This window comes from Shinella yambaruensis (genome assembly GCF_050859155.1).
In the GTDB taxonomy this organism is placed as follows: domain Bacteria; phylum Pseudomonadota; class Alphaproteobacteria; order Rhizobiales; family Rhizobiaceae; genus Shinella; species Shinella yambaruensis.
In genome coordinates, this window is the sequence record NZ_CP150638.1 from 3,575,592 (window position 1) to 3,600,130 (window position 24,539).

A 24,539-nucleotide genomic window follows, 5' to 3' on the forward strand; every position below is an offset into this window, starting at 1 on the left:
TCACACCCGATCCGTCGACTTGCGGCCGAAAAGGCCCTGCGGCATGGCGAAGAGCACGGCGAGGATGACGACGAAGGCGGCCGCGTCCTTGTATTGCGAACTGATATAGCCGGCCGTCATCGCCTCCAGGATGCCGAGCAACAGGCCGCCGACGAGCGCGCCCTTGGGATTGCCCATGCCGCCGAGCATGGCGGCGGCGAAACCCTTCAGCGCCAGCGCCAGCCCGACATCGTAGCTCGTCAGCGTGATCGGCGTCACGAGCACGCCGGCAAGCGCGCCGATGGCGGCGGACATGGCGAAGGAAAGCGTCATCACATAGTTGGTGTTGATCCCGACGAGCTGGGCCGCGATGCGGTTGTTCGCCGTCGCCAGCACGGCGCGGCCGATCAGCGTGCGCGTGAAGAACAGCCAGAGACAGAAGAAGATCGCGAGCGCGCCGGCAATCACCCAGAGGCTCTGCGGCAGGATGGTCGCGCCGCCGATGAGGATCGGCTGGTCACCCGAAAAGGCCGGGAAACGATGGATCTGCTTGTCGAAGACGAGCTGCGTCGCGCCGCGGATGAAGATCGAGGCACCGATGGTGATGATGATCAGCGAGACGACGGGCGCGCCCCGCGCCGGCTCGATCGCCAGCTTGTTGAGCGCAACGCCGATACCCGCCGTCGCGATGATGGCGATGAGCGCGGCAAGCGGCAGCGGCAGGCCCGCGGCATGCGCGAAGAAGGTGATCATGCCGCCGAGCATGACGAACTCGCCCTGGGCGAAGTTCACGACGTCGGAAGCGTTGTAGATGATCGTGAAGCCGAGCGCGACCAGCGCATAGACCGCGCCGACCGTGATCCCGGAGAGTAGGAATTGCAGGAGTTCGGGCATGAATGCCTCCGCTTCGCGCGCGACGGTTTCCGCCGACCCGCCGCCTCATGGCGCGGGCCGGCGGGCTCGATTACTCGACGATCTTCCAGCCGCCCTTTTCGATCTGAAGCATGCGGAAGGCCGACAGGTCGAGGCCGAGATGATCCTCCGCGGTCATGGTCACCGTGCCGGTCGTGCCGACCAGGCCGGACGTGCCTTCGATCGCGTCGCGGATCGCCGACGGCTCGGTGCTGCCCGCCCGCGTGATCGCGTCGACGAGGATGCGCAGCGCGTCATGGGCGTAGCCGCCGAAGGTCGAGACCGGCTTGCCGGTCGCCTTCTCGTAGGCGTCCTTGTAGGCGACGACGACGGCGCGCTGCGGATCGCTTTCCGGCAGGAGGCCCGCGACGAGCAGCGCCGTGCCCGGCAGGCGCACGCCTTCGGCGGCCTCCGCGCCGGCAAGCTCGATGAAGCCATCCGAGGCGACACCATGCGACTGGTAGAGCGGCAGGCCGACGGCGAGCTGGGCATAGTTGCGCGTGACGATCGCCGGACCCTGGCCGAAACCGGGGTTCAGCACGGCCTGCACGCCGTCCTTGCCCTTGATGTTGGTCAGCTGCGGCGTCATGTCGGCATCGGTCGGGCCATAGGTCTCGTCGGCCAGGACCTCGATGCCGTAGTCGCCGATGATCTCCAGGCACTGCTTGCGCATGGAGGCGCCGAAGCCGTCGGAACCGGAGATCAGGCCGATCTTGCTGATGCCGGCTTTCTTCATGTCCTCGAAGATCTTCGCGCAGGCCATGCGGTCCGTGTGCGGGGTCTTGAAGGTGAAGGGGCGGACGGGATCGATGATCTCGATGGCGCCGGCAAGCGAGATGAACGGGATTTCCGCATCCTCGAAGACCGGGATGATGGCCATGGAGGTGCCCGTCGTCGTGCCGCCGATCACGGCGACGACTTCGTCGTCCTCCACCAGGCGGGTGGCGAAGGTGCGCGCCTTGTTCGGGTCGCCGCCATCGTCATAGACGATCAGGTCGATCTTCTCGCCATTGACGCCGCCGGCCGCATTGATCTCCTCGACCAGCATCTTCAGCGTCTTGGCTTCCGGATCGCCGAGGAAGGAGGCGGGGCCGGTTTCCGAAAGGGTCGCGCCGATCTTGATATCGGCAAGGGCCGGCGCGGCAAAGCCGAGGACGAGCGCCAGCGTGCCGGCAAGCGCGGTGGTGGTGAGCGAAAATTTCATGTCGGTTTCTCCTCCCAACAAAGACAAAGATTGAAGCGTAGACTCCTCACGCCGCCGCGGGGCGGCGCCACATCACCACGCGGAACCGGTTCGCGACGAAGGCCGCATCCGTCAGGCTGGCATTGCCCGCCGGATTGGCACCGGTGACGTGGAAATCGCTGAAGGCGGCGCTCTGGTTCACATAGATGCCGCCGGTCAGGTTGACAGAAAGATTGACGCCCGCCACGGCGAAACGATCGGCGGCGGCCAGAATCTGCGCCTCGTCCGTCGCGTAGAGGGCAGCCGTGATGGCACCCTTGCGCTCGGCGAGCACCGCGGCACGGTCGATGCCGTCCACTGCGTCGTCGACCGCGACGACGAAGGCGATGGGGCCGAAGCGCTCCTCCGCATAGGCGTCCGTATCCGCCGCATCGACGGCGAGGATCAGCGGCGTGGCGGTGCGGGCACCGTCGAGGCCTTCGACGGGAGCGGAATCGCGCACGACGCGGCCGAGGGGACGGGTCGTCGCAATGCGGGCAAGCGTCGCCGGATTGGCAATGGCCCCGCAGACGCCGGCCGCACGCGCCGGATCGGCAAGCAGGCTATCGACGGCAGCGGCGATGCCGGCCGCGACCGCGTCGAAGGACTTGTGGCCCTCATTCGTCTCAATGCCGCCGCGCGGCACGAAAATATCCTGCGGCGCCGTGCACATCTGGCCGGAATAGAGCGAGAGCGAGAAGGCGATGTTGCCGCACATGCCGGCAAAATCATCCGTCGCGCCGATGACGATCGAGTTGACGCCGGCCTCCTCGGTGTAGACATCGGCGCTGCCGGCGTTTTCACGCACCCAGGCGCCGAAGGTGTTGGAGCCGGTATAGTCGACGATGGCGACGGCGGGGTGCTGCACGAGCTCCCTCGTGATCTCGGCACCGGGCGCATCGGCGGCGAGCAGCACGATATCGGCCGCAAACCCTTGCTCCACCAGCACCTGGCGCGCGGTTTCGACGGTGATGGCAAGCGGCAGGATCGCCGCCGGATGCGGCTTGACGATGACGGTGTTGCCGGTCGCGAGGCTGGCGAAGAGGCCGGGATAGCTGTTCCAGGTCGGGAAGGTGTTGCAGCCGATGACGAGGGAAACGCCGCGCGGCACGATACGCCAGTGCTTTTCCATGACGATAGGCGCGCCCTTGCCCTGCGGCTTGGTCCAGGTCGCCTGCGCCGGTATGCGGGTCATCTCGGCATAGGCATAGGCGACGGCCTCGAGGCCGCGATCCTGCGCATGCGGGCCGCCGGCCTGGAAGGCCATGGCGAAGGCCTGGCCCGTCGTGTGCATGACGGCGTTCGCCATCTCGAAGCTGCGGGCATTGAGGCGGGCGAGGATTTCGAGACAGATGCCGGCGCGCGTCTCCGGCGAGGCGGCGGCCCACTGCGGGGCGGCCGCGCGCGAGGCCATGACCAGCATGTCCGCGGAGGCGGCAGGATAGGTGATGCCGAGGGCAGGTCCGTAAGGCGAGACTTCCGCACCGACGCGCCCCTCGGCCGGATGATCGGCAAGATCGAATTCGGCATCGAGCCGTGCCCTGTATGCGGCAAGGCCATCGTCCTTCGCCGTCTCGCCGTATATCCTGCCGCTCGGCACTTCGGGATAGACGGTCCAGAAATCGCGCTTGGCGGCCGCTTCGATCGCGGCGGTCAGCGTCGGGCGATGGCGCTCGAAAAGTCCGGTCATCTCTGGCTCCTCCCAGTCAGTGCTTTTATAATTGACTGACCGGTCGGTTTATGCAAGAGTTTTTTTACGGTCGCCGCTGGGAAGGGCGACAGGGAGGAACCATGACCACTTCCGGCACCATTCTGTCGGCGCTTGCCGATGGCGTTCTGAGCCTCACGCTGAACCGCCCGGACAAGCTCAACGCCTTCAACGACGAGATGCATCTCGCGCTGCGCGCCGGCTTCGAGCGCGCCCATGCGGACGAGGCGGTGCGCGCCGTGCTGCTGACCGGCGCCGGCCGCGGTTTCTGCGCCGGCCAGGATCTCGGCGACCGCGACCCGAAGAAGGGCGTGCCGGACCTCGGCCATACGATCGAGACCTATTACAACCCCCTGCTGCGCCTCATCCGCAGCCTGGAAAAACCCGTCATCTGTGCCGTCAACGGCGTCGCCGCCGGCGCGGGCGCCAACATCGCCTTTGCCTGCGACATCACGCTCGCCGCCCGCTCCGCCCGCTTCATCCAGGCCTTCGCCAGGATCGGCCTCGTGCCGGATTCCGGCGGCACCTGGAGCCTGCCGCGTCTGATCGGCGAAGCCCGCGCCAAGGCGCTGGCGCTCACCGCAGAGCCGCTCGGCGCGGAAACCGCCGCCGACTGGGGCCTCATCTGGCGCGCCGTCGACGACGATACGCTGATGGAAGAGGCGACAGCGCTCGCCGTGCGCCTCGCCGCCGGCCCGACCAGGGGTCTCGGCATGACGAAACGCGCCATCCAGGCCGCCGCCACCAATTCGCTCGACGAGCAGCTCGACCTCGAACGCGACCTGCAGCGCGAGGCCGGCCGCAGCGCCGATTACGCCGAGGGCGTTTCCGCCTTCCTTGAAAAGCGCAAGCCGGAGTTTTCGGGCAAATGAGCGCCGCCGGACTCTCTCCCCAAGCGCTCGCCGAAGCCTGCGCCAAGGCGATGTGGGACGACGACAACGCCACCCGCCATCTCGGCATGGAGCTCGTCTCCGTCGCCCCCGGCGAGGCGGTCATCGCCATGACCATCGCCGAGATCATGACCAACGGCCACGGCACCTGCCACGGCGGCTACATCTTCACGCTGGCGGATTCGGCCTTCGCCTTCGCCTGCAACACCTACAACCAGCGCACCGTCGCCCAGCACTGTTCGGTGACCTTCATCGCACCGGCCTTCCGGGGCGACCGGCTGACCGCGACGGCGCAGGAGGTGTCGCGCCGAGGACGCGGCGGCATCTACGACATCCGCATCACCAACCAGGAGGGCGAGCATGTCGCGGAGTTCCGCGGCCACTCGCGAACAGTCAAGGGCACCCATCTGCCGGAGTGAGGCAGAGGGCACATCATCCCGCATTCTCGGAGGAGATTTTCATGGAAGACCTGTCCCCCCGCCCCGGAGATCTCGAAGCGATCGAGACGGCCTCCCGCGACGAGATTTCCGCGCTGCAGCTCGATCGCATGAAATGGTCGCTGACCCACGCCTACGAGAATTCGCCCTTCTACCGCCAGCGCTTCGACGAGGCCGGCGTGCACCCCTCCGACCTCAAGACGCTCGCCGATCTCGCAAAATTCCCCTTCACCACCAAGAAGGACCTGCGCGACACCTATCCCTTCGGCATGTTCGCCGTGCCGCGTGAAAAGCTCACCCGCATCCACGCATCGTCGGGCACGACCGGCAAGCCCACCGTCGTCGGCTATACCCAGAAGGACATCGACACCTGGGCGACCGTCGTCGCCCGCTCGATCCGCGCCGCGGGCGGGCGGGCCGGCGACATCGTGCATGTCGCCTATGGCTACGGCCTCTTCACCGGCGGCCTCGGCGCCCATTATGGCGCGGAAAAGCTCGGCTGCACCGTCGTGCCGATCTCCGGCGGCATGACGGAGCGCCAGGTGACCCTGATGCAGGATTTCAAGCCGCGCATCATCATGGTCACGCCCTCCTACATGCTCTCCATCCTCGACGAGTTCCGCCGCCAGGGCGTCGACCCGCGGGAAAGCTCGCTCGCCGTCGGCATCTTCGGCGCCGAGCCCTGGACGAACGCTATGCGCGAGGAGATCGAGCAGTCCTTCGACATGCACGCCGTCGACATCTACGGCCTGTCTGAGGTCATGGGCCCGGGCGTCGCCAATGAATGCGTCGAGACCAAGGACGGCCTGCACATCTGGGAGGATCATTTCTACCCGGAGATCATCGATCCGGTCACCGGTGCGGTGCTGCCGGACGGCGAGATCGGCGAACTGGTCTTCACGACGCTCACCAAGGAAGGCCTGCCGATCATCCGCTACCGCACGCGCGACCTGACGCGGCTCCTGCCCGGCACCGCCCGCTCCATGCGCCGCATGGAGAAGATCACCGGCCGCTCCGACGACATGATGATCCTGCGCGGCGTCAACGTCTTCCCGACGCAGATCGAGGAACAGATCCTGAAATGTCGCGGCCTCGCGCCGCATTTCCAGATCGAGCTGACCCGCTCGGGCCGCATGGACAACATGACCGTGCATGTCGAATGCACGCTGGAGGCGGCCGACGAGGGTGCCCGCGCGGGATCGGCAAAGGAGCTCGCCCACCACATCAAGAGCGTGGTCGGCGTCTCCACGAAGATCACCGTGCACGAGCCGGGCGGCGTCGCCCGCTCGGAAGGAAAGGCGAAGCGGGTGGTCGACAACCGCCCGAAGGAATGAAGCGCCGGACAGGACAGTTCCAGCAGGAGTGCGGGAAACGGTTTTGCGTCCGGAGTTGTGTAGAAACAAAGAGATAGGATATCTTCCCCGTTAGAAGACGGATGAAGAGGCCCTATTCCGGCACCGGGTTGACTGTGTATAGGGAGGGCGGCCACCCTCCCGGAAGCAGCCGGGCAAAGCAAAGCAGGATAAAATGGCACGCACGCGCGCAGTTGATTTCGAGGAAAAACAGCGCGGCATTCTCTCGAGTGCCGCAGCGGTCTTTGCCGAGATGGGCATGGAGAAGGCCTCCATGTCGATGATCGCCTCGCACAGCAATGTCTCCAAGGCGCTGCTCTATCACTACTATCCGAGCAAGGACGCGCTGATCTTCGATATCGTGCGCACCCACCTCACCGAACTCGAAAGCGCGATAGAGGCCGCCGACCGCCCTGACCTTGCCCCGCAGGAGCGGCTGCGCCTCCTGGTCAAAGCCGTCCTGGCCAACTACGAGGGCCGGGACAATGAGCACAAGGTGCAGCTCAACGGGACCAGCGCGCTCTCGCAGGAACAGCTTTCCGAATTGCAGGCGATCGAGCGGCAGATCGTCAAGCGCTTCTCCGGCGTCATCCGCGACATCAATCCGGACCTCAACAAGGACCGCCCGCTGCTGATGCCCGTCACCATGTCGCTCTTCGGCATGATGAACTGGGTCTATATGTGGTTCCGCCCGAACGGGCCGGTGACGCGCGACGAATATGCGGACATCGCGACGACGCTGATCCTCGAAGGCGTCAAGGCTGTAACCTGAGGCTTACGCATCACACCTCCCCAAAAACCTCCTACCTCTCCTTCGTCATCCTCGGGCTTGACCCGAGGATGACGTGGTAGGGAGGCAGCGTTGCGCCACAAGAGCAATGCCACCCGCGCTATCCCCCATCCCTCTCCACGTCCTTGCCCGTCGCTGCGACCGATTCCAGCCGCTCGGCAAACTCCCGCCGCAGCGTCCGGCGGAGCTCGGCCGCCTTGTAGCGCCGGATGTCGACCGCATCCCTCGGCTCCAGTTCCGGCACGCGCACCGGCCGGCCGGCATCATCGACGGCGACCATCGTGAAGTAGCAGGAATTGGTATGCCGCCGGTTACCGGAGCGGATGTTCTCCGCCTCGACGCGGATGCCGACCTCCATGGAAGTGCGGCCCGTATGGTTGATCGAGGCGCGGAAGGTGACGAGTTCGCCGACATGGATCGGCTCCTTGAACATCACCTGGTCGACCGAGAGCGTTACCGCATATTGCTGCGAATAACGCGAGGCGCAGGAGAAGGCCACGCGATCGAGCAGGTTGAGCAGTGCGCCCCCATGAACCTTCCCGGAAAAATTCGCCATGTCCGGCGTCATCAGAACGGTCATTTCCAGGCGGCACGGGTCCTGCGCGATCGGCATGCTGCGGTCACTCCCTCGTTTTGGCCACCATCGTCAGGACGTCGTACTGCGCGACTGCGGCACCCAGCTGGTTCGTCACCTGGCAATCCCAGCGCACCTCGCCGTGCTCGGCATTGGCGCGCGGATTGATCTCCTTGCAGGTGAGCTGCACCTGCAGCGTATCACCCGGATTGACCGGTGTCAGGAAGCGCAGGTTGTCGACGCCGTAATTGGCAAGAACCGGGCCCGGCGCCGGATCGACAAAGAGGCCGGCGGCGAAGGAGACGATGAGATAGCCATGCGCCACGCGCCCGTCGAAGAACGGGTTCGCCTTGGCCGCCTCCTCGTCCATATGGGCGTAGAAGGTATCACCGGTGAAATGGGCGAAATGCTCGATATCGTCGAGCGTCACCGTGCGCGTTGCCGTGATGAGCTGGTCGCCGATCTTGAGTTCCGCCAGCGACTTGCGGAACGGATGCTCGCCGCCCGCCCGCGCCTCCGCACCCGGCAGCCAGCGGCCGGTGACGGCGGACAGCATGGTCGGCGCGCCCTGGATGGCGGTGCGCTGCATGTAGTGTTTTACGCCACGCATGCCGCCCAGTTCCTCGCCCCCACCCGCGCGGCCGGGACCGCCGTGCACCAGGCCCGGCAGCGGCGAACCGTGGCCGGTGGAGGATTTGGCGCTGACGCGGTTGCCGATCATCACGCGGCCATGGAAGGGCGCAAGGCCGAGCACGACCTCTTCGGCGAAGCCCGGATCGTTGGTGAAGACCGAGGCGACGAGGCTGCCCTTGCCGCGCCGGGCGAGGTCGACCGCCTCTTCCGCCGTGTCATAGGGCATGACGGTACTGACCGGGCCGAAGGCCTCGACATCGTGCACGGCGCGGGCCGAGCCCGGCCTGTCGCAATAGAGCAGCACCGGATTGAGGAAGGCGCCGGCCACGGCATCGCCGGACTGGACGCTCGGATTGTCAGGATCGCCAGCGACGATCTCGGCATCGGCGGAGAGATCGCGGATGCGCGCGCGAACCTCTTCGCGCTGGTCGAGGCTGGCGAGCGGGCCCATGCGCACGGCTTCGTCGGCGGGGTTGCCGATCGCCGTCTTGCCGAGGCGCGCGCCGAGGCTTTCGATCAGCGCCTCGCTATAGGCGCGGGGCGCGATGACGCGGCGGATCGCCGTACATTTCTGGCCGGCCTTCACCGTCATCTCGCGGGCGACTTCCTTGACGAAGAGGTCGAACTCCTCCGTGCCGGGCGCTGCGTCGAGGCCGAGCATGGCGGCGTTGAGGCTGTCGGCCTCCATGGTGAAGCGCACCGAGTTTTCGATGATCGCCTTGTGCGTCTTGAGGCGCCGGCCGGTGGCGGCCGAACCGGTGAAGGTCACGGCGTCCTGACCTTCGACGTGATCGAGCAGGTCGCCGACAGAGCCGCAGACGAGCTGCAAAGCACCCTCCGGCAGAATACCGGTCTCGATGATGCGGCGGACCATCAGCTCGGTGAGATAGGCCGTCTGGCTCGCCGGCTTCACGATGGCCGGAACACCGGCCAGCAATGTTGGCGCGAGCTTTTCCAGCATGCCCCAGCAGGGGAAGTTGAAGGCGTTGATATGCACCGCAACGCCCTGCAACGGGCTCAGGATATGCTGCGCGGCAAAGGTATTGTCCTTGGAGAGCGGTTCCACGTCGCCATCGAGCAGGACGCGGGTGTTCGGCAATTCGCGCCGGCCCTTCGAGGCATAGGAGAGCAGCGTGCCGATGCCGCCCTCGATATCGATCCAACTATCGGCGCGGGTCGCGCCGGTGGCGGTGGAAAGGGCGTAGAACTCTTCCTTCCGTTCCATCAACGCCTGACCGAGCGCCTTCAGCATGGCGGCGCGTTCGTGGAAGGACATGCGGCGCAGGGCCGGGCCGCCCTTTTCGCGGCCATGAGCGAGGATCGCCTTGAAATCGATGCCGGAGGAATCGATGAAGGCGACCGGTTCGCCCGTCGAGGCGTCGAGCAGGGGCACGCCCTCCTTCGCGCCGGCGACCCACGCGCCGCCGACATAGCTTTCAAGCCGGCGCGGCCGGTTTGCCATGACGTTCATCTTATTGTCCTTCCTGTATTTTTACGCAATCCCGGATGGAAGACCGCCTAGTTCAATCCAAGCGCGGAAAGCTGCGCATCGACCTCCGCCCGCCAATCGGCAAGCAGGGTCTCGTTGGGCGTATGCCTGAGGCCGAAACGCGACAGCGTCTCGAAACGGGCCGAGCGGGAATGGCCGAAGCTGGCGGCGACACGCGGATACCAATAGGCGACGGAAGCCTTCGCTTTCGCGCGCCCCTCTTCGTCATCCACGATGCGGGTGAGGCCGGCGAGGCCGAGTTCGGCATGGCGCGTCTCGCGCGGCAGGATGGCGCGGAAAACCTCGGCGAGCGGCTGGTAGGAGACACGCGACAATTCCTTGAGCTGCACGACGCTCGCCCGGCCCATCAGCACGTTCATGACGACGGCATCCACCCAGCCTTGCAGCGGGTAATGGAAGACGGAAAGGCGCATGTCGCCGCCCTGCCGCGCCGCGCCGATATCGGCCTCGCGGGAAAGCCGCTCGGCCCAGGGATGGTGCACGGCGTAGCGTCCGCCATCCGCGCCGAAGGTCTCCATGACCCGCAGGACCTTGCCGGCATGATCGGCCTTTTCCAGCACGATGCGGGCGGCGGAGATGCGCTCCTGGATGCCCGGCGCATCGTTGATCGTATCGGCGAAACCGGCGGAGCCGGCCAGCTCGCTGTCGACGAAACTCGCCATCAGGCGCAGGAGCTCGCCGCGATAGCGCGGCGGCACATTGGCGGGCGAGGAGAGCACGCCGCCTTGTGCCAGATAATCCTCGATCGGCATCGTATCGGACATGAAAATTCCCCTTACTGGTCGTAGCTGACGACGATGCGGTCGGTGAGCGGGTAGCACTGGCAGGTCAGCACATAGCCCTGGCGCACCTCGTAATCCTCGAGCGCGTGGTTGACCTCCATCTCGGCCTCGCCCTCCAGGATTTTCGCGCGGCAGGTGGAACAGACGCCGGCCTTGCAGGCATAGGGTGCGTCCATGGCGTTTTCGAGCGCGGCGTCGAGCAGGCTCTGGCCCTGCTTCGGGAACTTGAAGCTGCGCGTCGCGCCGTCGAGCGTGACGGTCGCCTCGCACATCGCGCCCTGGTCCGCACCGGCGACGGCCTCCACCTTGCGCCGGGCGCGGCCGGGCTGCGAGGAGGCGAACAGCTCGAACTTGATCTGGTCGTCGCGAAGGCCGTGTTCGCGGAGCGCTGCGGCAATCGCCAGCATCATCGGCTCCGGACCGCAGATGAAGGCGGTGGCAATCGACTTGATGTCGATCCAGCTCTTGAACAGCGCCGCGCACTTCTCGCCGTCGATGCGGCCGGTGAAGAGGTCGATGTCCTGCGCCTCGCTTTCGAGGACATGCAGGACGGAGAACCGGCCGAGATAGAGGTTCTTCAGGTCCTCCAGCTCCTCGCGGAACATGATCGAGCTGATCTGCCGGTTGGCGTAGACCAGCGTGAAGCGGGCGCGGGGCTCGCGCGACAAGACCGTCTTGATGATCGAGAGGACCGGCGTGATGCCGCTGCCGCCGGCAAAGCCGAGATAATGCTTTGCGACCTCCGGCTCCAGCGCGGTGAAGAACGCGCCCATCGGGGGCATCGCCTCCAGCGTGTCGCCGGGCTTCAGGTTCTCGTTGACCCAGGTGGAGAAGCAGCCGCCGTCGACGCGCTTGATGCCGACCTTCAGGACCCCCTCGTCCTTGCCGGCGCAGATCGAATAGGAACGGCGCAACTCCTCGTCCTCGAACTTGCGGCGGAAGGTCAGGTACTGGCCCTGCGTGAAGTCGAAAACGGCGCGGTCCTCGTCGGAGGGCGCAAGCGTCACCACGACCGCATCGCGCGTCTCGCGGCGAATGTCGGTCACGGTCAGGGGATGAAAACGTGCCATGTGGGCCCTCTCCCTATGGGTCAGATGCACTTGAAATAATCGAACGGTTCCAGACAGTCGGTGCAGCGGTAGCTCGCCTTGCAGGGCGTCGAGCCGAACTGGCTGATCTTTTCCGTGTTCGCCGAGCCACAGCGCGGACAGGCGATCGTCAGGTTCGAACGGCCGGAAAGCCGGTCGATGCGTTTCATCAGCACGCCATCGGCGGCCGTGCCGTCGATCGGTGGGGCGATGCCGTAGTCGCGCAGCTTTTCCCGGCCTTCGGCACTGATCCAGTCCGTCGTCCAGGCGGGCGAGAGCCGGCGTTCGAGCTTCACCTTGTCGAGGCCCTTTCCGGCGAGCGCAGCCTCGATATCGAGGTTGATCACCGTGGTGGCGGGACAGCCGGAATAGGTCGGCGTGACAGTCACCACCAGCGTGTCGTCCCGCCACTCGACATCGCGGATGATGCCGAGGTCAGTCAGCGAAATGACCGGGATTTCCGGGTCCGGCACTTCGGACAGCCAGTGCCAGACCTCATCGACCGAGGGACGAAGCGCCGGGTCCATCGCCGCCTCCTACCAGGTCGCGCCCGGATAGGCGCGCTGCAGGAACTGCATCTCCGACAGGATGAAGCCGAGATGCTCGGTGTGCACGCCGCGACGACCGCCCTTGTGCATGTAGCCATCGGCTGGTTTCTTCAGCGTGCCTTCGGCCAGCGTCTCCGCGACGATCTCGTCCCAGCCCGCCTTGAGGCTTTCGGGCGCCGGGACGATGCCGGCCTCGACCAGTTCGGCGTCGAGCGCATCGCTCATGAACATCTCGCCGGTGAAGGGCCAGAGTTCGCCCAGCGCTTCCTGCATGCGGCGATGGCTTTCGGCCGTGCCGTCACCGAGGCGGATGACGAGGTCGCGGCTGCGGTCGAGATGATAGGAGACTTCCTTGAAGGCCTTTTCCGCGATCTCGGCAATGCGCGTGTCGGAAGACCCCTTCAGTGCCTTCAAGAGCAGATAGTGCCAGGCGTCGAACAGGAACTGCCGCATCAGCGTCTTGCCGAAATCGCCGTTCGGGCGCTCGACTAAGAGGATGTTGCGGAATTCGTAGCCGTCGCGCAGATAGGCAAGATCATCGGCGGAACGGCCCTTGCCTTCCACCTCGCCGGCAAGGCCGAGCCAGAGCTGGGTCTGGCCGATCAGGTCGAGCGCGGTGTTGGCGAGCGCGATATCCTCTTCCAGCGCGGGCGAGTGCCCGCACCATTCGGAAACGCGATGGCCGAGGATCAGCGTGTTGTCGCCGATGCGCAGCAGGAATTCGAGAAGCGCGGCCTGACGGGCCGCCGGGTCGAGTGCCGCGGTCGCCATCACATATGCCCCACTTCATCCGGAATATCGAAGAACGTCGGGTGCCGGTAGACCTTGGAGTTCGACGGATCGAACAGCGGGCCCTTTTCCGAGGGTGCGCTGGCGGTGATCTCGGAGGATTTCACCACCCAGATGCTGACGCCCTCGTTGCGGCGCGTATAGACGTCGCGAGCATTGTTGATCGCCATTTCGGCGTCGGGCGCGTGCAGGCTGCCGACATGGCGATGGTTGAGGCCGTGCTGGCCCCGAATGAAAACTTCCCAAAGCGGCCATTCGCTGGACATCGTGCTCTCTCCCTTACTCGGCGGCGATCTTGGCGCTAGCGCGACGGTCGGCGACCTTTTCGGCATGCGCCGTCAGGCCGTCGCGGAACCAGGCGCCGTCATCCCATGCTTTTTTGCGGGCGTTGAGGCGTTCCGCATTGCAGGGGCCGTTGCCGGCGATCACGTTGAAGAATTCTTCCCAGTCCGGCTCGCCGAAATCGTAGCCGCCCTTCTCCTCGTTCCACTTGAGATCCGGATCCGGCACGGTGAGGCCGAGATACTTTGCCTGCGGCACGGTCTGGTCGACGAATTTCTGGCGCAGCTCGTCGTTGGAGTTCTGCTTGATCTTCCAGGCCATCGACTGGGCCGAATGCACGGAAGCGTCGTCCGAGGGACCGAACATCATCAGCGACGGCCACCACCAGCGGTTCAGCGCGTCCTGCACCATGGCCTTCTGGGCCGGCGTGCCCTTCACCATCTTCATCAGCACGTCGTAACCCTGGCGCTGGTGAAAGCTCTCTTCCTTGCAGATGCGCACCATGGCCCGCGCATAGGGGCCGTAGGAACAGCGTTGCAGCGGCACCTGGTTCATGATCGCCGCGCCATCGACCAGCCAGCCGATCGCGCCGATGTCCGCCCAGGTCAGCGTCGGATAGTTGAAGATCGAGGAATATTTCGCCTTGCCGGAATGGAGCTGCGCATACATCTCGTCACGGCTGATGCCGAGCGTCTCGGCGGCACAATAGAGGTAGAGGCCGTGGCCGGCCTCGTCCTGCACCTTGGCAAGCAGGATCGCCTTGCGCTCCAGGGTCGGGGCGCGGGTGATCCAGTTGCCTTCGGGAAGCTGGCCGACGATTTCCGAATGGGCGTGCTGGCTGATCTGGCGCACCAGCGTCTTGCGATAGCCTTCCGGCATCCATTCCTTCGGCTCGATCTTCTGGCCGGCGTCGATACGCTCCTGGAAGGCGCGCTCCACGGGGTCCATCTCATCGAGGGAGCGGACGCGGGCGGCATCGGTCTTCACCATCTGGGCATACATGGTCTTTCCTCCTGCTTTACGCGTCAGACGCGTTCGAGAATGATGGCGATGCCCTGGCCGACGCCGATGCACATGGTACAGAGTGCATAACGTCCGCCCTGGCGGTGGAGCTGGTAGGTCGCGGTGGTGACGAGCCGCGCGCCACTCATGCCGAGCGGATGGCCGAGCGCGATGGCGCCGCCGTTCGGGTTCACATGCGGGGCGTCGTCCGGCAGGCCGAGATCGCGCAGAACCGCGAGCGCCTGCGAGGCGAAGGCCTCATTGAGCTCGATGACATCCATCTGGCCGAGCGAAAGACCGGCGCGTTCCAGCACCCGGCGCGTGGCCGGCGCCGGGCCGAAGCCCATGATGCGCGGTTCAAGGCCCGCCGCCGCCATGGCGACAACGCGCGCCTTCGGAGTCAATCCTTGCGCCTTGATGGTGGCTTCATTGGCGATAAGCAAGGCGGCCGCGCCGTCATTGACGCCGGAGGCATTGCCGGCGGTGACCGAGAGATCCGGGCCGTTGACGCCCTTCAATTTTGCAAGTTGCTCGGCCGTCGTGCCGGGACGCGGATGTTCGTCGGTGTCGACGACCAGCGGATCGCCCTTCTTCTGCGGCACGGAAACGGGCACGATCTCATCGGCAAAGATGCCGGCCTCGTGCGCGGCGGCCCAGCGGGCCTGGCTGCGCGCCGCGAAAGCGTCCTGATCCGCGCGGCTGACGGCGAAATCGGCGGCAACGTTGTCGGCCGTCTGCGGCATGGAATCGACGCCGAAGGCCTTCTTCATCCTCGGGTTGACGAAGCGCCAGCCGATCGTCGTGTCGTAGACCGCATTCGACCGGGAGAAGGCGCTTTCGGCCTTGGGCATGACGAAGGGCGCGCGGCTCATGCTCTCGACGCCGCCGGCGATGACGAAATCGCAGTCGCCGGCGCGGATGGCGCGCGCCGCCATGCCGACGGCGTCCATGCCGGAACCACAGAGGCGGTTGACGGTGGTGGCGGGAATGGAAACGGGAAGGCCGGACAGCAGTACGGCCATGCGGCCGACATTGCGGTTGTCCTCGCCGGCCTGGTTGGCGCAGCCGTAGATGAGATCGTCCACCTTCGACCAGTCGACATCGGGATTGCGCGCCATCAGCCCGGAGAGCGGCACCGCCGCCAGATCATCGGCACGAACCGACGACAACAAACCGCCATAACGGCCGATCGGCGTACGGACGGCATCGCAGATAAAGGCTTCGGACACGCGGTTTCCTCCCTGATATCCAAGGGTCGATCCGTTCCTCCAGAAACATTGACCGACCGATCGGTTATCTATTTAGCACTCGATACGTCACAAATCAATGCTGATTTCTCCAAATTATGTGATGTTTCGTTCCAACAGCCGGTATCATAGCACAAACCACGCATTTCCCTATGAAAAGTCGCGCCGGATCGACTCGCGCAGCAGCGAAAGACGGCGGAGCGTCGCCTCGCTCGCTTCAGGCAAGGCGCCGGCCGCCGTGACGAAATGGCGAGCGACATGCAGGTCCGCCTCGGGCGAGAGGCGGAGATAGAGGTCGGCAAAGAGCATCCGGGCCGCCTCCCCCGGCCAGTCCGCCGGCAGGGCCGCCTGCGGCAGGCGCGGATCACGCAGCACGACGAGGCGGAACTGGTGCACGAGCACCAGCCGGGCAACGAGGCTTTCCGCCGCACCGAGCCGCATCCCGCCCCCAAGCAGGTCGGCAAGGCGCCCGAAGCGCCTGAGGAAGCCATGATAGGCCTCGGCATGCAGCGCGAGGTTCCAGTGGTCGGACGCAAAGGCGCCGAGGTCCCGCTCGCCGCTCACCACCTCGCCGCGGAAGACGACGGCCGGCTGCTTGAGATGCGGCAAAGGCCGCGCGCCGACGGCGAGGCGCGGGCCGAGCCGGGCATGACCCGCCCGCTCGAGAACCTGCATCGCCTCGTCCGGTGCCGTCCCCGTCATCTGCACGAAATGCCAGTCCGCGGCCTCCGGCGGGCCGAACAGCAAGCGGGCGGCGGCCGCAAATTCGCTCCGGGCGGGCGCGGCGAGGCGATAGAAGCTGCGCCGCCCCTCCCGCTCGCCGGACAATTGCCCGGCGGCGACGAGCCGCGAGACGGCGGTGCGCACCAGCGTCTCGCTGATGCCGACGGCGGCGCAGGTCTCGATCAGGTTGCCGGTCCACACGACGCCGCCCCGCGGCTCCACGACGTCGCCGTAGATGGTGACGATGAAACCGGCGGCCTTCAGCGGGCTGTCCTCGACGATGGCCCGCAGCAGCGCGCCGAACACGCTTTCCGTCCTGTCCTTGTCCGCCGGCAATCCCGCCCCCTGACCTGTTCCGCTCCAGCCGTGCCGAGGACTAGCCCAGAATCGGCCATGACGGAAAGCCCTACCCGGCCCCACAGAGAAAGGCACGGCCTCGTCAGCAAATATTAAGTTGCATCTGCCATGGTTCGCCGATCGCCGGATGCCGGGCAGAACCTCGCCCGGTGCAACCAGGATGCGCGGAGACACACGGAACGCGATGAACGACCGGAATGCGCAGCTCTCCCTTCAGGGGCTGGGATATTATATCCCCGCCATCGTGGTCGCGCTTGCCGTGCTCATCGCCATTTTTCTCGCCGATGCCCAGAAACAGCGGCTGGAGGAGGAATATCTGCGTTCCTTCACGACAGAGCAGCTCGGCCTGCTGCGCTCGCGCCTCGAAGGCAACATCCACGGCGACATCAACCTCGTGCAGGGCCTCGTCGCGGCGCTTTCGACCGAACCCGACATGCCGCCGAACCGCTTTGCCGATCTTGCGGGCCGCATTTTCCGCAAGGACACGCGGCTGCGCAATCTCGCCATTGCGCCGGATTTCATCGTCTCGCTCATCTATCCGGTCAAGGGAAACGAGCGCAGCATCGGCCTCGACTATCGCAAGAACGAGCCCCAGCGCGCCGCCGCCATGCAGGTCAAGGCGCTCGACCGGCTGATCGTCACCGGCCCGGTCGATCTCGTGCAGGGCGGCCGCGGCGTGATTGCGCGCTACCCGATCCACGCCGGGCGGAACAATGCCTTCATCGGCATCGCCTCCGCCGTGATCGACCTCGACAAGCTCCTGGAGAGCAGCGGCTTCGGTGAAGAGCTCAAGGTCGCCGTCTCGCTTTCCAGCCGGCCGCATGTCGGCGGCGAAGCGAGGACCTTCTTCACGACGGCCGCGGCCGTCGATGCCGATCCGGTGGTGATGACCATCGATATCGGCCATGAGGTCTGGACCATGTCGGCCGCACCGCTGGAAGGCTGGCGCCAGCCCTCTGCCGATCTCGCCTTCTTTCGCGCCGGGCTTGCGCTCCTCGCCGTCATCATCATCGCACCCATGTTCTGGGTCGGCTACCTCATGAAGGATCGCCACCGGCATATTCTTGCGCTGCAGGACCGGGAGGACCAGCTCGAAACCGTCTCGCAGCGCCTGCAGCTCGCACTCGATGCCTCGCGCGTGGGCGTTTGGGAATATGATCCCGAAACGTCGACCCTCACCTGGGATGCCCGTATGCGCGCACTCTACAACGTGCCGCCAGGCCAGCCGATCTGCCGCTACGAGGACTGGCGCGCCGCGCTCCACCCCGACGACCTCAAGGAGGCCGAGCGCGTCTTTACCAACGCCATCGAAACCGAAAAGCCCTATCTCACCGGGTTTCGTGTGCTGACCGCCGACGGTGATATCCGCCACATCCGCGCCCACGGCATGACCTACCGCGCCTCCTCCGGCGCAAAGCGCATCGTCGGCGCCAATTGGGACGTGACGGAGGACAATCGCCTGCAGGCCGAACTGCTCGAGGCCAAGCTGACGGCCGAGGCACAGAACAGGGCGCTGGAGGATGCCCATCTCGTGCTGGAGCACAATTCGCTGCACGACGCCCTCACCCGCCTTCCCAACCGACGCTTCCTCGATCAACAGCTCGCGCTGGCCGGCATGGGCGAGGATGCGCGCCCCCTCACCCTGCTGCATATCGACCTCGACCGTTTCAAGGACATCAACGACACGCTCGGCCATGCCGCGGGCGACGAGGTACTGAAACAGGCCGCGGGCGTGCTGCGCGCCCATATTCCGGCGGAGGACTTCATCGCCCGCATCGGCGGCGACGAATTCGTGCTGCTGTCACGCCGCGACCCGGCAAAGGCCGATTTCAGCGCCCTTTCGGCCCGCCTCATCGAAGCGATCAGCGAGCCGATGGCGATCGAGGGCCACGACTGTCGCATCGGCGCGAGCATCGGCATCGCGACGCGCAACGATGCGGAAGAATCCGCCGAACAGCTGCTCGTCAATGCCGACATCGCGCTCTACGAGGCCAAGCGCCGCGGCCGCAACCGCGTGGAAGCCTTCAACGACGAGCTGCGCCTGCGCACCGTAGAGGTCAAGCGGCTCGGCGACGACATCCTGCGCGGTCTCGAACGCGGCGAATTCCACCCCTTCTTCCAGCCTCAGTTCGATGCCGAGACGCTGGAGATCGTTGGCGTCGAGGCGTTGGCGCGCTGGCAGCACCCGACGCGCGGCATCATCACGCCGGACGTCTTCCTGCCGGTTGCCGAAAGCCTCAACGTCGTCGCCCAGATCGACGAGGCCATCCTCGACCAGGCGCTGTTCCAGTCCATGCGCTGGGAGGGACAGGGGCTCGGCATTGCCCGCGTCTCCGTCAATGTCTCCTGCCAGCGCCTGCGCGACGACGACCTCCTCGGAAAGCTGCGGGCCATGAACATCCGTCCCGGCTCGCTGACCTTCGAACTCCTGGAATCGATTTCCTTCGACACGGCCGACGATGGGTTGAAACAGGCGATCGACGATATCAAGACCCTCGGCATCGATATCGAGATCGACGATTTCGGCACCGGCCATGCGTCCATCGTCAGCCTCCTGGAACTGTCGCCCAAGCGGCTGAAGATCGATCGCCGGCTGGTGCTGCCCCTGCTCGAATCCACCGCGCAGCAGAGCCTCGTCCGCTCGATCATCGACATCGGCAAGGTGCGCGGCATCGAAACGGTCGCGGAAGGCGTCGAGACGCTGGCGCATGCCGAGCTGCTGCGCAGCCTCGGCTGCCATGTCCTGCAGGGCTATGCCTTCGCCCGGCCGATGGCAGCGGACGATTTCCTCGCCTTCGCCAAGGCGCGGGGCTGGATGCCGGCGGTAAAGACCGGGCTCACGACGGCAAGAGCGAGTTGAGCGCATCCGCGACGGCCCGGCCATCATGCTGGCCGCGCTGCCAGGGGTCCTCGAAGTCGCCGATCACCCGCTCGATGCCGAGCCGCGCACCCACATCTTCCAGCGCGCCGTTGCCGAGATAAGCGAAAGGGCCGACGGTCTTTTCGAAGGGCAGCAGCTGGTGGTTCGCCAGGACATGGGTGAAGGGTCGCGCATCCGCCCCCTCCTGCCGCCACCAGAGCGCCGCGGCGATCTCCAGCATGCGCGCCACGTCCAGCCCGCGGGTTTCCCGGCATTGCAGCATGTTGCCGATGAAGATGCGGCGGGCATGCACATTGCGCGCAATGGCCGGCACGATTCCCTCTACGAGAAGATGCGGCAGGACGCTGGTGAAGAAGCTGCCCGGGCCGAAGACGATGGCATCGGCGCTTTCCAGACTTTCGAGCACCGCCTCATTGGCCGACACGGGCGCGCCGTTCCGGCCGGAAAGGGCGATGTCGCGGATGCCGATGCCGCTGGCCGTATCATCGAGCGCCGTCATCCTGTGCTGCCCTTCGATCCGGGTTCCGTCGTTCAGCACGGCGGAAAGTTCGACGCCGTCGGCCGCCGTGGACGGCCAGACATGGCCGGTGATGTCGCAGAGCTTGCGGAAAACGAAGATGGCGGTGTTGATGTCGCTGTTGTGGGCGAGATGCGCACCCGTCAGGATGAAATTGCCGATGCTGCCGTTGCGGAAATCGAAATCCGCGCCGATCGCCGCGCGAAAGGTGCGCAGGTAGTTGAGGATCGCACCGCGCAAACCCGGCTCCATGCGCTCCAAGAGCGGATGGCGGCCTTCGGCATAGAGGGCGAATTCCGCGCGGGCGTCATCCTCCGTCCCGCTGGTCATGCGCGCATTGCAGACCTTGACGACATCGCCCACCTGGCCTTCGCCATGGGCCATGGTCATCAGCGCCTGGCGGATATCGCCGACGGCGAGCACGCCGAGGCTTTCGCGGATGGTCTTGGAGCTGCCCCCGCTGTCCCAGGCCGGCACGATGCGCGTCAGCCGCGCCGGCCCGGAGAGCAGCGCCAGATTGGTCGTGCGGCACGCGGTGCCGCCCGAAAAGAGCACGATATGCGGCAAGCGACCTTCGGCCATCCGGTCTCCTCTTGTCTGCGCTCCGGATTACGGCCCGATATTATAGGCCGCGCCGATGAGGGTCTTGGTATAATCCTCCCGCGGCGCGCTGAAAATGGCGTCCGTGGGTCCCTCCTCGACAATCTTGCCGTCCTTCATCACCACCACATAGTCGCTCATGGCGCGCACCACCGAAAGATCATGGCTGATGAAGACATAGGACAGGCCGTAGCGGGACTGGAGATCGCGCAGGAGCTCGATCACCTGGCCCTGCACGGAACGGTCGAGTGCCGAGGTCGGCTCGTCGAGAATGACGGCCTGGGGTTTGAGGATCATCGCCCGCGCAATCGCGATGCGCTGCCGCTGGCCGCCGGAAAACTCGTGCGGATAGCGGTTGCGCGCCGCCGGATCGAGCCCGACCTCCTTCAGCGCCGCGATCGCCCGCTTGTCGCGATCGGCCCGCGATAGTTGCGGCTCGTGCACGTAGAGACCCTCGGTGATGATCTCACCGACCGTCTGGCGCGGCGAGAGCGATCCGTAGGGATCCTGGAAGACGAGCTGCATGCTGCGCCGGAGCGGCCGCATGCCGGTGCGGTCGAGGCCGGAGATATCCGTCCTGCCGAAACGGTAGGCGCCCTTGCTGGCGATCAGCCTGAGCAGCGCCCGCCCGAGCGTCGACTTGCCCGAGCCGGATTCGCCCACCACGCCGATCGTCTGGCCTTCGCGCAGGCTGATGCTGACATTGTCGACGGCGCGGAACGTGCTGGCGCGCTGCTTCAGGAAGCCGCCGTCGATCTTGTAGTCGACGACGACATTGCGACCCTCCAGGATGATCGGCGCGTCATCCGGCGGCGCGGCCTTGCGGCCATGCGGCTCGGCCTCGATCAGCATGCGGGTGTAGTCAGCTTGGGGGTTCTCGAAGATGCCGGCCGTGCCGCCCTGCTCGACGATCTCGCCGCGCCGCATGACGACGACCCGCTCGGCGAAATGCCGGACGATGCCGAGATCGTGCGTGATGAGCACGATCGCCATGTCGAAGCGTTTCTGCAGGTCGCGCAAGAGCTTGAGGATCTGCGCCTGGATCGTCACGTCGAGCGCCGTCGTCGGTTCGTCGGCGATCAGGATGTCCGGCTCGTTGGCGAGCGCCATGGCGATCATCACGCGCTGGCGCTGGCCGCCGGACATCTCGTGCGGATAGCTGTCGATACGGCGCTCAGGCTCCGGAATGCCGACGAGTTTCAGGAGTTCCAGCACACGCGGCCGGGCCTCCTTCCGCGTACCGCCGCGGTGGTGCACGATCACCTCGGCGATCTGTTTGCCGACGGGATAGAGCGGATCGAGCGAGGTCATCGGCTCCTGGAAGATCATGGTGATCTTCGCGCCGCGGATCTCGTTGAGCGCCTTCGGCGGAAGGCCGACCATCTCCTGCCCGCGATATTTCGCGGAGCCCGAAACCCGTCCGTTCGCGGCCAGCAGGCCCATGATGCCCATCATGGTCTGGCTCTTGCCGGAGCCGGATTCGCCGACCACCGCCAGGGTCTCGCCGGGGCGGACATCGAGGCTGATGCCCTTGACGGCATCGACATCGCCGTCCGGCGTCGTGAAGGAGACCTTCAGGTCGCGCACGGCGAGGATCGGCTCCATGGTCTTCTGTGTCTCTGCCATGTCAGCGATCCTTCGGGTCGAATGCGTCACGCAGGCCATCGCCGACGAAGTTCAGCGAGAAGAGCGTGACGACGAAGAAGATGGCGGGGAAGACGAGCAGCCATGGCGCCGACTGGATGTTGTTCGCGCCTTCGGCGATCAGCGAGCCCCAGCTCGTCAGCGGCGCCTGCACGCCGAGGCCGAGGAAGGAAAGGAAGCTTTCGAGCAGGATCACCTTGGGCACGATCACCGTGACGAAGATGACGACCGGGCCGATCGTGTTGGGGATGACGTGCCGGCGGATGATCTGCCAGTCGGTCAGCCCCAAAGCCTCCGCCGCGCCGATGAACTCCCGGCGTTTCAAGGAAAGCGTCTGGCCGCGCACGATGCGGGCCATGTCGAGCCATTCCACTGCCCCGATGACGATGAAGATCAGCACGAAGCTGCGCCCGAAGAAGACGACGAGCACGACGACGAGGAAGACGAAGGGCAGCGAATAGAGGATCTCGACAAAGCGCATCATCACATTGTCGACGCGCCCGCCCATGTAACCCGAAATCGCGCCGTAGACGACGCCGATGCCGAGCGAGACGAGGCTGGCGAGGAGACCGACGGCGATAGATATCTGCCCGCCGAGCATGACGCGCGCCATGAGGTCGCGCCCGTTCGTATCGGTGCCGAACAGGAAATATTCCCGGTCGACGACACCCGAAAGCGTCAGCTTGCGACCCTCGTCCTCGGTCGAGAGGACTTCCGTCTTGTCGAACTCGTTGGCGCGGTCGAAATAGCGCGTCGTGCGCGGATCGATCGGATTCTCGGCGGTGACGACCGCGGTGAAGGTCTCGCCCTCGACGGAGAAGGACTGAAGCTCGACGCGGGCGCGTGCCGCGACACCCTTCATCGCTTCCTCCAGCGTGTCCTCGCCCGGCCGCGGCTCGAGGCTCGGCGGGATGGTGACATAGGAAGAGAAGACCTGATCGTAGCTGTGGCTGATGAAGAAGGGACCGAAGAACGAGAAGCAGGCGATCAGCACCAGCATCACGGAGCCGGCCATGGCCGGGCGATTGCGACGGAAGCGCATGACGGCGAGCTGGAAGAGGCTGCGCCCCTTCACCTCGCTCTCGGGCACGGGGGAAACGACGGCGTCAGTCATGGCGAACCCTCGGATCGAGCAGGCCATAGAGAATGTCGACCAGCAGATTGAAGACGATGACGAAGATGGCGATCAGGACGACCGTGCCCATGACGAGCGTATAGTCGCGGTTGATCGCCCCGAGCACGAAGTAGCGCCCGACGCCGGGAATGGTGAAGATGGTCTCGACAACCGCCGAGCCGGTCAGGAGAGCGGCCGCGCAGGGCGCGAGATAGGAGACGATCGGCAGCATGGCGCCGCGCATGGCATGCACCACGACCACCGATTTCGCCGGCAGGCCATAGGCCCGCGCGGTGCGGATATGGTCGGTGCGCAGGGCCTCGATCATCGAGCCGCGGGTGAGCCGCGCGAAGACCGCGAGCTGCGGCAAAGCGAGCGCGATCATCGGCAGGATGAGGAAGCGCAGCGACCCGTCGCCCCAGCCGCCGGCCGGCAGCCAGGCGAGCATGATGGCGAAGATCAGCGTCAGCACCGGCCCGACGACGAAGTTCGGCACCGTGACGCCGATCGTCGCCACCGACATGACGGCGAAATCGAGCGCGCTGTTCTGGCGCAACGCCGCGATCGTGCCGACGATGACGCCGCCGACGAGCGCGAGCAACAATGCGTAGAAGCCGAGCTCGACCGAATAGGGCAGTCCCTTGCCGATCAGCTCGGCGACGGAATTGTCCTTGTAGATGTAGCTCGGTCCGAAATCGCCGGTGACGGCGTTGCCCATATAGGTGAGGTACTGTCGCCAGAGCGGCTGATCGAGCTGGTAGGCCCGCATCAGGTTTTCCATCGTGGCGGGCGGCAGGGGACGTTCGAGGTTGAACGGGCCGCCGGGCGCAAAGCGCATGAGAAAGAACGAAATGGTGACGACGATGAATAGCGTCGGCACGGCGCTTGCGAGGCGCCGCAGAACGAAGGCAAGCATGGCCAGGTCTCCCCAGATACGAAAGCGCGCGGCCTCTCAGGA

At 65.7% G+C, this 24,539-nt stretch carries 22 protein-coding genes; 5 read left to right on the forward strand and 17 right to left on the reverse strand.

Going from position 1 to position 24,539, the window contains the following annotated elements; genetic code table 11:
* The 3 genes from WMC41_RS17490 to paaN all read right to left on the reverse strand — a co-directional run bounded on the left by WMC41_RS17490 (position 1) and on the right by paaN (position 3,803).
* Positions 1–873: a branched-chain amino acid ABC transporter permease gene (locus WMC41_RS17490; protein WP_244768161.1), complete on the reverse strand. Its 873-nt coding sequence runs from the start codon at positions 871–873 to the stop codon at positions 1–3.
* 70 nt (positions 874–943) lie between these two features.
* Entirely contained in the window at positions 944–2,095 is a 1,152-nt protein-coding gene (locus WMC41_RS17495; protein ID WP_272806634.1) for an ABC transporter substrate-binding protein, read from the reverse strand.
* Positions 2,096–2,141: 46 nt separating this feature from the next.
* Entirely contained in the window at positions 2,142–3,803 is a 1,662-nt protein-coding gene (paaN, locus tag WMC41_RS17500; protein ID WP_432345180.1) for a phenylacetic acid degradation protein PaaN, read from the reverse strand.
* A 101-nt stretch (positions 3,804–3,904) separates the two neighbouring features.
* On the opposite strand from paaN, the gene paaG reads away from it, so the two are divergent.
* The 4 genes from paaG (at position 3,905) to WMC41_RS17520 (ending at position 7,272) form a co-directional block, all read left to right on the forward strand.
* Positions 3,905–4,693, forward strand: a complete 789-nt coding sequence (paaG, locus tag WMC41_RS17505; RefSeq protein ID WP_432345183.1) for a 2-(1,2-epoxy-1,2-dihydrophenyl)acetyl-CoA isomerase PaaG — start codon at positions 3,905–3,907, stop codon at positions 4,691–4,693.
* A complete protein-coding gene (paaI, locus tag WMC41_RS17510; RefSeq protein ID WP_272806637.1) occupies positions 4,690–5,130 on the forward strand; it encodes a hydroxyphenylacetyl-CoA thioesterase PaaI in 441 nt (146 codons plus the stop codon). Before paaG ends, paaI begins: the two co-directional genes overlap by 4 nt.
* A 41-nt stretch (positions 5,131–5,171) precedes the next feature.
* On the forward strand, positions 5,172–6,482 hold the full coding sequence (paaK, locus tag WMC41_RS17515) for a phenylacetate--CoA ligase PaaK (RefSeq protein WP_272806638.1): 1,311 nt from the start codon (positions 5,172–5,174) through the stop codon (positions 6,480–6,482).
* Positions 6,483–6,675: 193 nt separating this feature from the next.
* Complete coding sequence (locus WMC41_RS17520) at positions 6,676–7,272, forward strand: TetR/AcrR family transcriptional regulator (protein ID WP_064331296.1); 597 nt, start codon at positions 6,676–6,678, stop codon at positions 7,270–7,272.
* Between the two features lie 118 nt (positions 7,273–7,390).
* On the opposite strand, the gene WMC41_RS17525 is transcribed toward WMC41_RS17520, so the two are convergent.
* From WMC41_RS17525 to paaX, 10 genes are all read right to left on the reverse strand, one after another.
* The gene (locus WMC41_RS17525) at positions 7,391–7,903 is read right to left on the reverse strand and encodes an acyl-CoA thioesterase (protein WP_432345188.1); all 513 of its coding nucleotides are present in this window, start codon (positions 7,901–7,903) and stop codon (positions 7,391–7,393) included.
* 7 nt (positions 7,904–7,910) lie between these two features.
* A complete protein-coding gene (gene paaZ / locus WMC41_RS17530; protein ID WP_432345191.1) occupies positions 7,911–9,968 on the reverse strand; it encodes a phenylacetic acid degradation bifunctional protein PaaZ in 2,058 nt (685 codons plus the stop codon).
* Positions 9,969–10,015: 47 nt separating this feature from the next.
* The gene (locus WMC41_RS17535; protein ID WP_432345194.1) at positions 10,016–10,771 is read right to left on the reverse strand and encodes a Phenylacetic acid catabolic protein; all 756 of its coding nucleotides are present in this window, start codon (positions 10,769–10,771) and stop codon (positions 10,016–10,018) included.
* An 11-nt stretch (positions 10,772–10,782) separates the two neighbouring features.
* On the reverse strand, positions 10,783–11,859 hold the full coding sequence (paaE, locus tag WMC41_RS17540; protein ID WP_244768152.1) for a 1,2-phenylacetyl-CoA epoxidase subunit PaaE: 1,077 nt from the start codon (positions 11,857–11,859) through the stop codon (positions 10,783–10,785).
* Positions 11,860–11,879: 20 nt separating this feature from the next.
* The gene (paaD, locus tag WMC41_RS17545) at positions 11,880–12,404 is read right to left on the reverse strand and encodes a 1,2-phenylacetyl-CoA epoxidase subunit PaaD (protein ID WP_432345197.1); all 525 of its coding nucleotides are present in this window, start codon (positions 12,402–12,404) and stop codon (positions 11,880–11,882) included.
* 9 nt (positions 12,405–12,413) lie between these two features.
* Entirely contained in the window at positions 12,414–13,196 is a 783-nt protein-coding gene (gene paaC, locus WMC41_RS17550) for a 1,2-phenylacetyl-CoA epoxidase subunit PaaC (RefSeq protein ID WP_432345200.1), read from the reverse strand.
* Positions 13,196–13,480, reverse strand: coding sequence for a 1,2-phenylacetyl-CoA epoxidase subunit PaaB (gene paaB, locus WMC41_RS17555; RefSeq protein WP_023516149.1), 285 nt, complete (start codon positions 13,478–13,480; stop codon positions 13,196–13,198). The genes paaC and paaB overlap by 1 nt, the downstream gene beginning before the upstream one ends.
* 13 nt (positions 13,481–13,493) lie before the next feature.
* Positions 13,494–14,498, reverse strand: a complete 1,005-nt coding sequence (gene paaA / locus WMC41_RS17560) for a 1,2-phenylacetyl-CoA epoxidase subunit PaaA (RefSeq protein ID WP_244768149.1) — start codon at positions 14,496–14,498, stop codon at positions 13,494–13,496.
* Positions 14,499–14,521: 23 nt separating this feature from the next.
* Positions 14,522–15,727, reverse strand: a complete 1,206-nt coding sequence (gene pcaF / locus WMC41_RS17565) for a 3-oxoadipyl-CoA thiolase (protein ID WP_432345204.1) — start codon at positions 15,725–15,727, stop codon at positions 14,522–14,524.
* Between the two features lie 168 nt (positions 15,728–15,895).
* On the reverse strand, positions 15,896–16,804 hold the full coding sequence (paaX, locus tag WMC41_RS17570; protein ID WP_432345207.1) for a phenylacetic acid degradation operon negative regulatory protein PaaX: 909 nt from the start codon (positions 16,802–16,804) through the stop codon (positions 15,896–15,898).
* Between the two features lie 205 nt (positions 16,805–17,009).
* Here paaX and WMC41_RS17575 point away from each other — a divergent pair, with 205 nt between their 5' ends.
* Entirely contained in the window at positions 17,010–19,685 is a 2,676-nt protein-coding gene (locus tag WMC41_RS17575; RefSeq protein WP_432345210.1) for a bifunctional diguanylate cyclase/phosphodiesterase, read from the forward strand.
* Here the strand turns inward: WMC41_RS17575 and WMC41_RS17580 are convergent.
* The 4 genes from WMC41_RS17580 to oppB are packed head-to-tail and all read right to left on the reverse strand — an operon-like array spanning position 19,663 to position 24,497.
* Complete coding sequence (locus WMC41_RS17580) at positions 19,663–20,805, reverse strand: gluconeogenesis factor YvcK family protein (protein WP_432345212.1); 1,143 nt, start codon at positions 20,803–20,805, stop codon at positions 19,663–19,665. The two genes, WMC41_RS17575 and WMC41_RS17580, sit on opposite strands and share 23 nt — an antisense overlap.
* Before the next feature lie 27 nt (positions 20,806–20,832).
* Entirely contained in the window at positions 20,833–22,449 is a 1,617-nt protein-coding gene (locus WMC41_RS17585; protein ID WP_244768144.1) for an ABC transporter ATP-binding protein, read from the reverse strand.
* A 1-nt stretch (position 22,450) separates the two neighbouring features.
* Positions 22,451–23,581: an ABC transporter permease gene (locus WMC41_RS17590; RefSeq protein WP_244768143.1), complete on the reverse strand. Its 1,131-nt coding sequence runs from the start codon at positions 23,579–23,581 to the stop codon at positions 22,451–22,453.
* The gene (gene oppB / locus WMC41_RS17595; RefSeq protein WP_244768142.1) at positions 23,574–24,497 is read right to left on the reverse strand and encodes an oligopeptide ABC transporter permease OppB; all 924 of its coding nucleotides are present in this window, start codon (positions 24,495–24,497) and stop codon (positions 23,574–23,576) included. The genes WMC41_RS17590 and oppB overlap by 8 nt, the downstream gene beginning before the upstream one ends.
* Between the last annotated feature and the right edge of the window lie 42 nt (positions 24,498–24,539).